Below are 12,554 nucleotides of genomic sequence, written 5' to 3'. Positions count from 1 at the left end.
AGCATGGACATGCGCGCAGATGTGCTGATTGTCGGGGCCGGAATGGTCGGAAGCGCCCTGGCGCTGGCGTTGCAGGGCAGTGGCCTGCAGGTGCTGCTGCTCGACGGCAGCCCCCTGAGCGTCAAGCCGTTCGACCCTCATGCTGCGTTCGAACCGCGGGTGAGCGCCTTGTCGGCCGCCAGCCAGCGCATCCTCGAGCGCCTTGGCGTGTGGGGCGGCATTGTCGAGCGACGTGCCAGCCCGTACGGCGAGATGCAGGTGTGGGACGGCAGCGGCACCGGGCAGATCCACTTCTCGGCGGCCAGCGTGCATGCCGAGGTGCTGGGGCATATCGTTGAAAACCGTGTGGTCCAGGACGCCTTGCTCGACCGCCTGCACGACTGCGACCTCGGCCTGCTGGCCAATGCGCGCCTGGAACAGATGCGCCGCTCCGGCGATGACTGGCTGCTGACCCTCGCCGATGGCCGCACCTTGCGCGCGCCGCTGGTGGTCGCGGCGGACGGTGCCAACTCGGCAGTACGTCGCCTGACCGGCACCGCTACCCGTGAGTGGGATTATTTGCACAACGCCATCGTCACCAGTGTGCGCAGCAGCCAGGTGCATCAAAAGACGGCCTGGCAGCGTTTTACCGACAATGGCCCGCTGGCATTCCTGCCGCTGGTGCGGGACGGGCAGGAAGACTGGTGTTCGATCGTCTGGTCGACCACCCCGAGTGAGTCCGAGCGCTTGATGGCGCTGGACGATGAAAGCTTCTGCCGTGAACTGGAAAATGCCTTCGAAGGCCGCCTGGGCAGCGTGATAAGCGCCGATCCACGGCTGTGCGTGCCGTTGCGTCAGCGCCACGCCAAACGTTACGTGGCCGAAGGCCTGGCATTGATTGGCGACGCGGCCCACGTCATTCATCCGCTGGCGGGGCAGGGCGTGAACCTGGGCTTCCTCGATGCGGCGGTGCTGGCCGAGGTGCTGCTGGCGGCCAACGAGCGCGGCGAGCGCCTGGCGGATGTGAAGGTGCTGAGCCGTTACGAGCGTCGGCGCATGCCCCACAACCTGGCGCTGATGGCGGCGATGGAAGGCTTTGAGCGGTTGTTCCAGGCCGATCAACTGCCGTTGCGCTGGCTGCGTAATGCAGGGCTGAAGGTGGTTGAGCAGATGCCGGAGGCCAAGGCGTTGTTTGTGCGTCAGGCATTGGGTTTGACCGGGGATTTGCCGGAGCTGGCCAAGGCCTGAGGGTGCTGTGCAACATCTGGTAACGGCTCCGTTGAGCGTTACCAAATGTGAGTCCTTATCATTTGCGCTCTTTTTGCAAATGAGAGACCGCACCCATGCTGGCACCCAAGCGCCTCCTGACTGCCCTGGCACTCACTCTTATCGGCAGCACCACCGTGCAGGCGGCCGATGAGGTCGTGGTCTACTCCTCGCGCATCGACGAACTGATCAAGCCGGTGTTCGACGCCTACACCAGGAAGACCGGCGTGCAGGTGAAGTTCATCACCGACAAGGAAGCGCCGCTGATGCAGCGCATCAAGGCCGAAGGTGAAAACGCCACCGCCGACCTGCTGCTCACCGTCGACGCCGGCAACCTCTGGCAGGCCGAGCAGATGGGCATCCTGCAGCCGTTCACCTCTGCGGTGATCGACAAGAATATTCCCCTTCAATACCGTTCTTCGGCCCATGCCTGGACTGGCCTGAGCCTGCGAGCGCGGACCATCGCCTACTCCACCGATCGCGTGAAACCGGGCGACCTGACCACCTACGAAGCCCTGGCCGACAAACAGTGGGAAGGCCGCCTGTGCCTGCGCACCGCGAAGAAGGTCTACAACCAGTCGCTGACCGCCACCCTGATCGAAACCCACGGCGCGGCCAAGACCGAAGAAATCGTCAAGGGCTGGGTCAACAACCTGTCCACCGACGTGTTCTCCGATGACATTGCCGTGCTGGAAGCGATCAACGCCGGGCAGTGTGACGTGGGCATCGTGAACACCTACTACTACGGCCGCCTGCACAAGCAGAAGCCGGACCTGGCGGTGAAGTTGTTCTGGCCGAACCAGGGCGACCGCGGGGTGCACGTCAACCTGTCGGGCATCGGCCTGACCAAGCATGCACCGCACCCGGAAGCAGCCAAGGCGCTGGTGGAGTGGATGACCACGCCGGAAGCGCAGAAGATCTTTGCGGATGTGAACCAGGAATTCCCGGCCAACCCGGCGGTGCCGCCGTCGGCGGAAGTGGCGACCTGGGGCAAGTTTGTAGCTGACACATTGCCGGTGGAAGTGGCGGGCAAGCGTCAGGCTGAGGCGATTCGCTTGATGGATCGCGCTGGCTGGAACTAGATACAATTTGCAAGGCGCCGCCGATCTAAATGTGGGGGCGGGTTTGTGTGGGAGCGGGCTTGCTCGCGAAGAGGGTGTATCAGTCACATAGGCGTTGACTGACACGCCGCTTTCGCGAGCAAGCCCGCTCCCACACAAGCCCGCTCCCACATTGGTTAGCGCTGGCTTCAAGCTATTCATTCTCTGAGAATTAACCTTTGGCCCATCCCGCCCAACGCCGCTGGTACCTGCCGGTCTTCACCGTCGCCGCCCTGGTGCTGCTGCCGTTGAGCGTGCTGTTGCTGTCGTGGCAGACCATCGACCATCAAATCTGGTCCCACCTGTGGGAAACCCAGATGCCACGTCTGCTGGGCAACACCTTGACCCTGGTGCTGGGCGTCGGTGTGGGCGTTACGCTGCTGGGCGTCAGCCTGGCCTGGCTGACCAGCCTCTGCGAATTCCCCGGCCGGCGCTGGCTGGACTGGGCGTTGATGCTGCCCTTCGCGATTCCCGCCTATGTGCTCGCCTTCGTCTTCGTCGGCCTGCTGGACTTCTCCGGCCCGGTGCAAACCCTGCTGCGCGAATGGTTTGGTACAGGCTTGCGCCTGCCGCGTGTGCGCTCGACCAGCGGTGTGATCATCGTGCTGGTGCTGGTGTTCTACCCCTATGTTTATCTGCTGGCCCGCACCGCGTTCCTCGCCCAGGGCAAAGGCCTGATGGAAGCGGCGCGTGTCTTGGGGCAGTCGCCGTGGCAAGCGTTCTGGCGGGTGGCCCTGCCCATGGCGCGTCCCGCCATCGGTGCGGGCGTGGCCCTCGCGCTGATGGAAACCCTGGCGGATTTCGGTGCCGTCTCGGTGTTCAACTTCGACACCTTTACCACCGCCATCTACAAGACCTGGTACGGCTTTTTCAGCCTCTCCAGTGCCGCGCAACTGGCCAGCCTGTTGCTGTTGCTGGTGATGCTGGTGCTGTACGGCGAACGCCGTGCCCGGGGCGCCAGCCGGCCGAGCAACGAGCGACCTCGCGGCAAGGCGCTTTACCATCTGCGCGGGTTCAAGGCGGCGTTGGCCAGCGGTTGGTGCGGATTGGTGTTCGCCTGCGCGTTCGTGATCCCGATGCTGCAACTGGTGGCCTGGTTCTGGCAGCGTGGCCGTTTAGACCTGGACGAGCGCTACGCCGGTTTGATCGTCCATACCCTGTACCTGGGCGGTATGGCTGCCCTGATCACCGTCAGCGTGGCCCTGGTGCTGGCGTTCGCCCATCGCCTGGCGCCCACCCGGGCCATCCGCTCCGGCATCAGCCTGGCCAACGTAGGCTACGCGCTGCCCGGCTCGGTACTGGCGGTGTCGATCATGCTGGCGTTCAGCTACCTGGATCGTGAACTGGTGATCCCGGTCTCCGGCTGGCTGGGGGGCGCCGGCAAACCGCTGTTACTGGGCAGTTTGTCGGCCTTGCTGCTGGCCTATCTGGTGCGCTTCATTGCGGTGGCCTACGGGCCGCTGGAAAACAGCCTGGCGCGAATCCGTCCGTCCTTGCCGGAAGCCGCCCGCAGTCTTGGGGTCAGCGGGCCGCGACTGTTTTGCAAAGTGTATCTGCCACTTTTGCTGCCGGGCACCCTGAGCGCGGCGCTGCTGGTGTTTGTCGATGTGCTCAAGGAAATGCCGGCGACCCTGCTGATGCGCCCGTTCGGCTGGGACACGCTGGCGGTGCGGATTTTCGAGATGACCAGCGAAGGGGAGTGGGCGCGGGCTTCGCTGCCGGCCCTGACCCTGGTATTGGTGGGGCTGTTACCGGTCATCGGGTTGATCCGACGTTCGGCGCGACGAATCGGTTAGGTGCCAGTCCTACGGCTTGAGGCTACAATGCGCGGCATTCGGTGCGGTCGATCTTTCAGATCGGGTTGCTGAACGCGGCTACAGGCCTTGTATTTCAAGGCGTGCGGCCCGAACGGCGACCGTCCGCACCTTCGCCACGCCCGGAAGGAGAAACCCATGGGACAGCGCACGCCTCTGTATGACCTGCATCTCGCCCTTGGCGCGAAAATGGTCGATTTTGGCGGTTGGGATATGCCTTTGCACTACGGCTCGCAGGTTGAGGAGCACCATCAGGTGCGACGCGACTGCGGGGTGTTCGATGTATCCCATATGACCGTGATCGATATCACAGGCCCCCAGGCCAAGGAATGGCTCCAGCATTTGCTGGCCAATGATGTTGACCGATTGCACGGCTGCGGCCGCGCGTTATACAGCGCCATGCTCAACGAGCAGGGCGGCGTGGTGGACGACATGATCGTCTACCGTACCGAGGGCGGTTACCGGCTGGTGGTCAACGCTGCCACCCGTGACCAGGACATGGCCTGGATGCAGGCTCGGCTCGGCAGCTATCAGGCCCAGCTCCGCGAGCGGCCCGAATTGGCCATGCTCGCCATTCAAGGCCCCCATGCCCGGCAAAAGATCGCTGAACTGGTGACCCAGTCCCGCGCCACCCTGATCCATCAGCTCAAGCCCTTTGAAGGCCTGGCTGACGGCGACTGGTTTATCGCGCGCACCGGTTACACCGGCGAAGACGGTCTTGAAATTGTCCTGCCGGCCGATCAGGCCCCGGCGTTCTTCAACGACCTGGTAGGCGCAGGCATTTCGCCCATCGGCCTCGGCGCCCGCGACACGCTGCGCCTCGAGGCCGGCATGAACCTTTACGGTCAGGATATTCACCAGGACGTCTCGCCCCTGGCAGCCAACATGGCCTGGAGCATCGCCTGGGAGCCGGCCGAGCGGGATTTCATCGGCCGCGCCGCCCTGGAAGCCGAAAAGGCTGCGGGTGTGAAGTCCAAGCTGGTCGGCCTGGTGCTGGAAGAGCGCGGGGTTTTACGCGCTCACCAGGTGGTTCGTATCGCCAATGTTGGCGAAGGAGAGATCACCAGTGGTAGTTTCTCTCCTACGCTAAGCAAATCCATTGCCCTGGCACGTGTGCCGTCGGCGACTGCTGACCGGGCCGAGGTGGAAATCCGCGGCAAGTGGTACCCGGTTCGGGTGGTCAAACCGACGTTCGTGCGCCATGGCAAAACATTGATCTAACTTTTCCGGCGGGCCAATGGCCGCTGACATTTTTCCTTGAGGACACAGACTATGAGCGATATCCCTGCCGACCTGCGTTTTGCCGAAAGTCACGAATGGGCCCGTCTGGAAGCTGACGGCACCGTGACCGTCGGGATCTCGGACCATGCCCAGGAAGCATTGGGGGATGTAGTGTTCGTTGAGTTGACCGAAGTCGGCAACGTGTTCAAGGCGGCTGACCAGGCCGGCGTGGTTGAATCGGTGAAGGCCGCTTCGGATATCTACTCGCCAATTGCTGGCGAAGTGATCGCGGTGAACGACGCCTTGAGCGGTGAGCCAGAGCTGTTGAACTCCGACCCTTACGGCGCCTGGATCTTCAAGCTCAAGCCAAGCAACCCGAATGAACTGAAAAAATTGCTGGACGCTGCCGGCTACAAGGCTGCCATCGGCGAGTGATCCCGCTGCGGGAGCCGGCAACCGGCTCCCGCAAAGGTTTTGTCAGCGCTTCAACACCGCTTTTACCGCCGCTACCGAACGCTCTACGTCCGCTTTCGTCATCGCCGTGAACATCGGCAACGACACAATCAAACGCCCCACTTTTTCCGCTACCGGGAACATGCCTTCCTTGAATCCCTGTGCCTTGTACAAGCTCAGCAGGTGGATCGGTGGGTAGTGATAGCCAATGCCGACGCCATGGGCCTGCATCTGCTCCATGAACGTGGCGCGTGCGGGCAGGCCGTCCTGACGCTCCGGCAGTACCAGCTGGAACAGGTGCCAGTTGCTGTTTTCGAAGTCTGCCGGTGGCAATTGCGCACCGTACTGCGCTTCAAAATCACTGCCGAAGCATTCGAAATAGTGACGCGCCAGTTCCTGGCGGTGGGCAGTGATCTTCTCGATATGGGCAAACTGGCCCAGGCCGATGGCTGCTGCGATGTCGGTCATGTTGAACTTGCCGCCCAACACATCCACGTCGAGGCCATCGAAGCCGGTGCGGGTCACGCCCTGCAGGCGATATTTTTCCGCCAGGCGCGCTTCTTCAGCGTTGTTCAATACCAGGCAGCCGCCTTCGGACGAGGTGATGTTCTTGTTCGCCTGGAAGCTGAACGATACGAAATCGCCGGTAGCGCCAATGCGTTGGCCATCCCAGCTGGAACCCAGGGCCTGGGCTGCATCTTCGACGATGCGCAGGTTGTACTTGTTGGCCAGCGCGTAGAGCAATGGCATGTCCAACGGCAGGCCCGCCAGGTATACCGGGATGATTGCCTTGGTCCGCGGTGTGATTGCGGCTTCCACCTTGGCCAGGTCGATATTGCGGGTCACCGGGTCGATGTCGGCGAACACCGGCGTGGCACCGACTTCCAGAATCACGTTGGCCGTGGCTACCCACGAAATCGGGGTGGTGATGACTTCGTCACCAGGCCCGATACCGGCGATGCGCAAGGCAATCTCCATGGTGCAGGTGCCCGAGTTGAAGGTACGCACCGGGCGCCCCCCAAAATATTCCGACAACTGCGCCTCGAACGCCTGCACTTTCGGCCCGCTGGTGATCCAGCCGGAGCGCAGTACGTCGCCTACCGCCGAGATGGTGGCTTCATCAATGGTGGGCTTGGAGAACGGCAGAAAGGGCAGTTGGCTCATGACGTTGAAGGCATCCGTTTCAGAAGGCGATGAGAAAAAAGCATATCAATGCCGGGCATGGTTGCACGGCTCGACTGAATATAGCCTGTCGTCTGTGAATGAATCGTCCCGCCTGAAACAAAAAATGCCGCCTCGGGAGCGGCATTTCAGCATCGGTGTCAGAAGGCAACGCGTGCCTCAAGAAACACGTTCTGCTCTTTGAGCTTGCCTTTGAGCTGTTCGTCCCGGGCGTTTATCCGATTGGCGAACGTGTTGTAGCCGGTCTCGATCCCGCCCATGTCCACGTAACGCCAGCCGGTACCCAGGGTCAGGGTTTCGCTGACCTTGGCATCCAGCCCCAGGCCAACGCTGTAGGCGAAGTTGTATTGGCGATTGCTGGCGAAACGGCGGGTGTCGTTGGTCTGGTAACCCTCGGCGTCAACCTGGGCCACGCCGACTCCCGCCATACCGTAGAACGACAGCCATTCATTGATCGGGATGTTTTTATAACCGTTGAGCATCAGGCGCTGGCTGTCGGTGCGCAGGCTGTTGACGTTGGCATTGAACGGTGCCCAATGGGATTTGAAGGTCGAGTGGCTGGGCATCGTGTATTCCCCCTCCAGGCGCCAGCCATCGGCAAAGGCATAGCCCACGGCGAATGAGCCGGTGAACGTCTTGCTGCTGTCGGGGGCTTCTACCCGGTGGGTTACGCGTGGGCTGGTCAGCAGTGAGCTTGAGAGATTCTGCCGGGCGCTGTTGAGCTTTGCCGACCCGTACCAGCTTTCTGCCTGGGCATAAGGCGTGGCAACCGCGGCGAGCAGCAGGGCGTAGGAGAGTTTTTGCATGGTCATCGATTCACTCAGTCTGAAGGGAATCGATAGCTTGTTGCCGGGCGCGCCTGCAACTCGACAGGACTTTTCCTGTTCAGATGCGGAATCGCCAGCGTCTGGCGTAGGAAATCAGGGCAAAAAAATGCCGCTCTCGAGGAACGGCATTTTTTATGCGGCGGTATTACTCGGAAGCAATGGCGTTTTTTGCCAGGATTGCGTTCGCCAGGTCCATATCCGTGGCCTTGAGGCCAGGGTTATCGGCGCGGACTTTCTGCATCGCAGCTTCCAGGTATGGGCCACGGATGTTGCCGTCACTGGCGACGAAGCTACCGGCGTCGTCCTGGGCGGCGACTACCATTTTGTGGTCCTTGAAGGTCAGGTACGTCGAGCCGGTCGTGGCACCCGATGAGATGACATTACGCCAGAAGCTGTCGGCCATGGCTGAACCGACGGGAAGGGAAAGCACAGCGAGGGTTGCGACAGCATATTTTAGACGCATGATGGGTGACTCCGACTGGGTTATCTGAACAGTTTGATTGTAGATAGCCCAGCCGAGTTCCATGGATGACTAAACAGTTTCAACCTGCAAAATCACGCCTTCCTGACCAATGACACGTACGTGTGCCCCAGCCGGCGCGTCCGGCCCGGATGCCATCCACACACCGTCACCCACCTTGATCTTGCCACGGCCCTCGACGATGGCCTGATGCACCACAAAGGTGCGACCAATCAACTCGGAGCCGCGCATGTTCAGCCCCGGCTGGTCGCTGACCTTGGCGCTGCTGCGCTGGCGTCGCCACCAGTACACCGCCGTGAGGATCGACAGCACGGCGAACAGCAGCAGTTGCCACTCCAGCCCCAGGCTCGGCACCAGGAACTTGATCACGCCCACGGCTGCCGCGGCGATGCCCATCCACAGCAGATAACCACCGGCACCGAACACTTCAAGGATCAACAGCACCGTGCCCAGTGCCAGCCAGTCCCAAAACGACAGGTGCTGCAGGAATTCCCACATGGTGCGTGCCTCAGGCTTTCTTGTTGTCGAAGGTTGCCTTGACGATTTCGCCGATGCCGCCGACTGCGCCAATCACCTGGCTGGCTTCCAGCGGCATCAGGATCACCTTGCTGTTGTTGGCCGAGGCCAGCTTGCCCAGTGCGTCGATGTATTTCTGGGCGACGAAGTAGTTGATGGCCTGCACGTTACCGGTGGCGATGGCTTCCGATACCACTTGAGTGGCGCGGGCTTCGGCCTCGGCCTGACGTTCGCGGGCTTCGGATTCCAGGAAGGCGGCCTGACGACCACCTTCGGCCTCCAGGATCTGCGCCTGCTTCTTGCCTTCGGCGGTCAGGATCGCGGAGGCTCGCAGGCCTTCGGCCTCGAGGATCTGCGCACGCTTGATCCGCTCGGCCTTCATCTGGCCGGACATGGCGGCCATCAGGTCGGCAGGCGGGCTGATGTCCTTGATCTCGATCCGGGTGATCTTGATGCCCCACGGTGCGGTGGCTTCGTCGACGGTGCGCAGCAGTTTTTCGTTGATGCCGTCACGCTGGCTGAGCATCGCATCCAGCTCCATGGAGCCGAGCACGGTACGGATGTTGGTTTGCAGCAGGTTGCGGATGGCGTGTTCGAGGTTGTTCACCTCGTAGGCAGCCTGGGCGGTATTGACCACCTGGAAGAAGCACACGGCGTCGATTTGCACCGTGGCGTTGTCAGCGGTGATGACTTCCTGGGGTGGGATATCCAGCACGCTTTCCATCACGTTGATCTTGCGACCGATGCGGTCCATGACCGGAATGATGATGTTCAGGCCGGGCTTGAGGGTGTTGGTGTAGCGGCCGAAGCGCTCGACTGTCCACTGGTAACCCTGCGGGACCACCTTGAAACCCATGAAAAGGATGGCGACGGCCAAGCCTACAAAAAGAAGCAGTACGGTTCCGATCTGCATAACGATTCCTTGTCTGGTGACGGTGAAGCGAGGTTTTTCCGATTGTAACGGTGTTGTCACGGATAAGGACGGATTACCGCGCCATCGATCAAAGGATTTGTTTCTGAATCCCCAGGCGTCACTCGCAGTACCTCTTCAAGTGTTGTCAGTCCTGCCATTACCTTGCGCATACCGGCGGACCGCAAGCTGCACATTCCCTGTTCAAGGGCCGCCAGACGCAGGGCCTGGAGGTCGGTGCCCGGGCTGACCAGGGCCTTGAGGCGATCGTTCATCAGCATGATCTCGTAGACCCCGGCTCGACCCCGATAGCCACTTTCCCGGCACTCGCCGCAACCCACTGCCTGATGGACCTGCCCGGCTTGCCGCTTGCAGTGCGGGCACAACAGCCTGACCAGGCGCTGGGCCATCACCCCCAGCAGCGTGGCATTGATCAGGTAATGGGGAATGCCCAGTTCCAGCAAGCGGCTGATGGCGCCGGGCGCATCGTTGGTGTGCAACGTCGACAGCACCAGATGCCCGGTCAGGGCGGCCTGGATCGCCATTTCTGCGGTTTCCAGGTCGCGAATCTCGCCGATCATGATGATGTCCGGGTCCTGGCGCATCAGGGCGCGGATGCCGCTGGCGAAGGTCAGGTCGATGTTGTGCTGCACCTGCATCTGGTTGAAGGCCGGCTCCACCATCTCGATCGGGTCTTCGACGGTGCACAGGTTGACCTCGCGAGTGGCCAATTGCTTGAGCGTAGTGTACAGCGTGCTGGTCTTGCCGGAACCGGTAGGGCCGGTGACCAGGATGATGCCGTTGGCCTGGCCGGTCATGGATTGCCAGCGTTGCAGGTCGTCGCTGGAAAGTCCCAGTTGCTGGAAATCCTTGTGCAGCACCTGCGGGTCAAAAATTCGCATCACCAGCTTTTCGCCGAAGGCTATGGGCAAGGTCGACAGGCGCAGTTCCACTTCCCCGCCCGTGGGGCTTTTGGTCTTCACCCGGCCGTCCTGGGGTTTGCGTTTTTCCGCCACGTTCATCCGGCCCAGGCTTTTCAGGCGGCTGACCACCGCCATCGTCACCTGGGATGGGAATTGATAGACGTCATGCAGCAGCCCGTCGATGCGAAAACGCACGCGCCCCTGATCACGTCCGGGTTCGATATGGATATCACTGGCCCGCTGGCCAAAGGCGTACTGCAACAGCCAGTCGACGATGTTGACGATGTGCGCGTCGTTGGCGTCGGGCTCCTGGTCGCTGGCGCCGAGATTGAGCAGTTGTTCGATATTCGGCGCGCCGGAGGTTTTTTGATCAATGGCGCCGCTGACCGATTTCGCCAGTCGGTAAAACTCCACGGTGCAGCGCTGGATCTCCTGGGGATTGGCCAGCACCCGCTTGATGGAGCGCTTCAACACCTGAGCCAGGCCGGCTTCCCAACTGCACACGTAAGGCTGGGCACTGGCGACGGTAACGCTGTGGGCGTCGACCGCAACGGCCAGGATCTTGTGGCGCTGGGCAAAGGCATAGGACATCAGCGGCACCACCGCCGCGACGTCGATTTTCAACGGATCGATACGCAGGTAGGGCTGGCCGCAGTGGCGGGCGAGCCATTCGGTCAGCATTTCCAGAGACGGCCCCTGGCTGGCAATGCATTCCAGGGGATGCAGACCACTGTTCGCCGGTAGGGCCAGGTCGGCGGGCACCAGGCTCTGGTCGATCAGGGCAGGCAACAACTGATGGATTTCCAGCCAGCGATCCTGGGGATTTGGCGCAACGGACATGGTGACGTTCCTGGGCAACGATTAGGCGTAGTCCTCAGGCTAGTCACCCTTTGCGCTTCGGCCTCCGGAGTTTATTGCAGGCATTTACTGAGCTGCCGCCTGGACCGCCAGAGGCCGCGCAGCATCTGCCGGGCGCAGCTCCAGCGAGCACACACTGATCAGGTTACGAAGTTTTTCGCCGATCACCTGGGCCCGGTGCCAGCTCAGGCCATCCATCACGATATCGATCGCCAGCAGGTCGTCTTCACGCTGCACGCTCACCTGACGTGGCACCAGGAACTGCAGGGCAAAATAGTTGAGCACCCGGCACAACACGTCGGGTTCAGCCTCGGCGAGGATTTGATAGTGCGCCTGGCAGTGGGCATTGCTGACGGCCCAGGCGTCAACGCGTTGGGCGGGGTGGGAGGCTTCGACGACGTGCATGATGATTCTCCGGATTCGACTGGAGAAATTTTTGCATTCGTCGCGGGAGATTTCTTATCTAAAACAGCCTGTATTGGCTTATAAGAGAATCATGTAATTCTTTAAATCATGATTAATGGGTATTTCTATGCACGCTGAATTGGACGTGTACGACCGGCGCATTCTCGCGCTGTTGCAGGAAGACGCTTCGCTCTCCAGCGCGCAGATCGCCGAAAAGGTCGGCCTGTCGCAGTCGCCGTGCTGGCGCCGGATTCAGCGGCTGAAAGAGGAGGGTGTGATTCGCGGCCAGGTCACCCTGCTGGATCGCAAGAAAATCGGCCTTAATACGCAGATTTTTGCCGAGGTGAAACTCAACGCCCACGGCCGTTCCAACTTCACTGAATTCACCGAGGCGATTCGCGGTTTTCCGGAAGTGTTGGAATGTTATGTGCTGATGGGGGCGGTGGACTTTTTACTGCGGATCGTCACGTCGGACATCGAGGCGTATGAGCGGTTTTTCTTTGAGAAGCTGTCGATGGTGCCGGGGATTCAGGAGGTCAACTCGATAGTGGCCTTGTCGGAGATCAAGTCCACCACGAGTTTGCCGGTGTTGCGCTGATAGTTGCCATGGCCTGACTTT

At 61.3% G+C, this 12,554-nt stretch carries 13 protein-coding genes; 6 read left to right on the top strand and 7 right to left on the bottom strand.

The genetic code is table 11. The features are described 5' to 3' along the window. Positions 1 to 9: 9 nt before the first annotated feature. From HX801_RS15925 to gcvH, 5 genes are all read left to right on the top strand, one after another. The gene (locus tag HX801_RS15925; RefSeq protein WP_177020368.1) at positions 10 to 1,227 is read left to right on the top strand and encodes a 2-octaprenyl-3-methyl-6-methoxy-1,4-benzoquinol hydroxylase; all 1,218 of its coding nucleotides are present in this window, start codon (positions 10 to 12) and stop codon (positions 1,225 to 1,227) included. Positions 1,228 to 1,322: 95 nt separating this feature from the next. Beyond that, positions 1,323 to 2,327, top strand: a complete 1,005-nt coding sequence (locus HX801_RS15920; RefSeq protein ID WP_003213942.1) for an extracellular solute-binding protein — start codon at positions 1,323 to 1,325, stop codon at positions 2,325 to 2,327. A gap of 197 nt (positions 2,328 to 2,524) precedes the next feature. After that, positions 2,525 to 4,141 carry an iron ABC transporter permease gene (locus HX801_RS15915; RefSeq protein WP_177022357.1) on the top strand — a complete coding sequence of 539 codons (1,617 nt, stop codon included), beginning with the start codon at positions 2,525 to 2,527 and terminating at the stop codon, positions 4,139 to 4,141. Positions 4,142 to 4,297: 156 nt separating this feature from the next. Then, positions 4,298 to 5,380 carry a glycine cleavage system aminomethyltransferase GcvT gene (gene gcvT / locus HX801_RS15910; protein WP_003213938.1) on the top strand — a complete coding sequence of 361 codons (1,083 nt, stop codon included), beginning with the start codon at positions 4,298 to 4,300 and terminating at the stop codon, positions 5,378 to 5,380. Between the two features lie 51 nt (positions 5,381 to 5,431). Beyond that, positions 5,432 to 5,815, top strand: coding sequence for a glycine cleavage system protein GcvH (gene gcvH / locus HX801_RS15905; RefSeq protein WP_177022356.1), 384 nt, complete (start codon positions 5,432 to 5,434; stop codon positions 5,813 to 5,815). Positions 5,816 to 5,857: 42 nt separating this feature from the next. Here the strand turns inward: gcvH and HX801_RS15900 are convergent, their stop codons facing one another. The 7 genes from HX801_RS15900 to HX801_RS15870 form a co-directional block, all read right to left on the bottom strand. Next, positions 5,858 to 6,997 carry a DegT/DnrJ/EryC1/StrS aminotransferase family protein gene (locus HX801_RS15900; RefSeq protein ID WP_087693281.1) on the bottom strand — a complete coding sequence of 380 codons (1,140 nt, stop codon included), beginning with the start codon at positions 6,995 to 6,997 and terminating at the stop codon, positions 5,858 to 5,860. 158 nt (positions 6,998 to 7,155) lie between these two features. Then, the gene (locus tag HX801_RS15895) at positions 7,156 to 7,827 is read right to left on the bottom strand and encodes an outer membrane protein (RefSeq protein WP_008438895.1); all 672 of its coding nucleotides are present in this window, start codon (positions 7,825 to 7,827) and stop codon (positions 7,156 to 7,158) included. 160 nt (positions 7,828 to 7,987) lie between these two features. Continuing rightward, positions 7,988 to 8,305, bottom strand: coding sequence for a DUF2388 domain-containing protein (locus tag HX801_RS15890; protein ID WP_008438896.1), 318 nt, complete (start codon positions 8,303 to 8,305; stop codon positions 7,988 to 7,990). 69 nt (positions 8,306 to 8,374) lie between these two features. Continuing rightward, positions 8,375 to 8,821 carry an NfeD family protein gene (locus tag HX801_RS15885; RefSeq protein ID WP_008438897.1) on the bottom strand — a complete coding sequence of 149 codons (447 nt, stop codon included), beginning with the start codon at positions 8,819 to 8,821 and terminating at the stop codon, positions 8,375 to 8,377. A 10-nt stretch (positions 8,822 to 8,831) separates the two neighbouring features. Next, on the bottom strand, positions 8,832 to 9,752 hold the full coding sequence (locus HX801_RS15880; protein WP_003213925.1) for an SPFH domain-containing protein: 921 nt from the start codon (positions 9,750 to 9,752) through the stop codon (positions 8,832 to 8,834). 56 nt (positions 9,753 to 9,808) lie between these two features. Continuing rightward, positions 9,809 to 11,512 (bottom strand): GspE/PulE family protein, encoded by a 1,704-nt coding sequence (locus HX801_RS15875; protein ID WP_177022355.1) that lies wholly within the window; start codon positions 11,510 to 11,512, stop codon positions 9,809 to 9,811. 84 nt (positions 11,513 to 11,596) lie between these two features. After that, positions 11,597 to 11,935 carry a hypothetical protein gene (locus HX801_RS15870; RefSeq protein WP_102604088.1) on the bottom strand — a complete coding sequence of 113 codons (339 nt, stop codon included), beginning with the start codon at positions 11,933 to 11,935 and terminating at the stop codon, positions 11,597 to 11,599. Between the two features lie 127 nt (positions 11,936 to 12,062). On the opposite strand from HX801_RS15870, the gene HX801_RS15865 reads away from it, so the two are divergent. Next, positions 12,063 to 12,533, top strand: coding sequence for an Lrp/AsnC family transcriptional regulator (locus tag HX801_RS15865; protein WP_008438902.1), 471 nt, complete (start codon positions 12,063 to 12,065; stop codon positions 12,531 to 12,533). Positions 12,534 to 12,554 lie beyond the last annotated feature (21 nt).

It is taken from the genome of Pseudomonas sp. G1002 (assembly GCF_013385455.1).
Lineage (GTDB): Bacteria > Pseudomonadota > Gammaproteobacteria > Pseudomonadales > Pseudomonadaceae > Aquipseudomonas.
Note: the sequence above shows the minus strand (reverse complement) of the source record. Positions and strands in the feature narration are given on the sequence as shown.

Coding starts and splice junctions, on each gene's coding strand:
- HX801_RS15890 (WP_008438896.1), bottom strand. CDS start 8,305: ATGCGTCTAAAATATGCTGTCGCAACCCTCGCTGTGCTTTCCCTTCCC.
- HX801_RS15885 (WP_008438897.1), bottom strand. CDS start 8,821: ATGTGGGAATTCCTGCAGCACCTGTCGTTTTGGGACTGGCTGGCACTG.
- HX801_RS15880 (WP_003213925.1), bottom strand. CDS start 9,752: ATGCAGATCGGAACCGTACTGCTTCTTTTTGTAGGCTTGGCCGTCGCC.
- HX801_RS15925 (WP_177020368.1), top strand. CDS start 10: ATGCGCGCAGATGTGCTGATTGTCGGGGCCGGAATGGTCGGAAGCGCC.
- HX801_RS15865 (WP_008438902.1), top strand. CDS start 12,063: ATGCACGCTGAATTGGACGTGTACGACCGGCGCATTCTCGCGCTGTTG.
- HX801_RS15875 (WP_177022355.1), bottom strand. CDS start 11,512: ATGTCCGTTGCGCCAAATCCCCAGGATCGCTGGCTGGAAATCCATCAG.
- gcvT (WP_003213938.1), top strand. CDS start 4,298: ATGGGACAGCGCACGCCTCTGTATGACCTGCATCTCGCCCTTGGCGCG.
- gcvH (WP_177022356.1), top strand. CDS start 5,432: ATGAGCGATATCCCTGCCGACCTGCGTTTTGCCGAAAGTCACGAATGG.
- HX801_RS15870 (WP_102604088.1), bottom strand. CDS start 11,935: ATGCACGTCGTCGAAGCCTCCCACCCCGCCCAACGCGTTGACGCCTGG.
- HX801_RS15920 (WP_003213942.1), top strand. CDS start 1,323: ATGCTGGCACCCAAGCGCCTCCTGACTGCCCTGGCACTCACTCTTATC.
- HX801_RS15900 (WP_087693281.1), bottom strand. CDS start 6,997: ATGAGCCAACTGCCCTTTCTGCCGTTCTCCAAGCCCACCATTGATGAA.
- HX801_RS15895 (WP_008438895.1), bottom strand. CDS start 7,827: ATGACCATGCAAAAACTCTCCTACGCCCTGCTGCTCGCCGCGGTTGCC.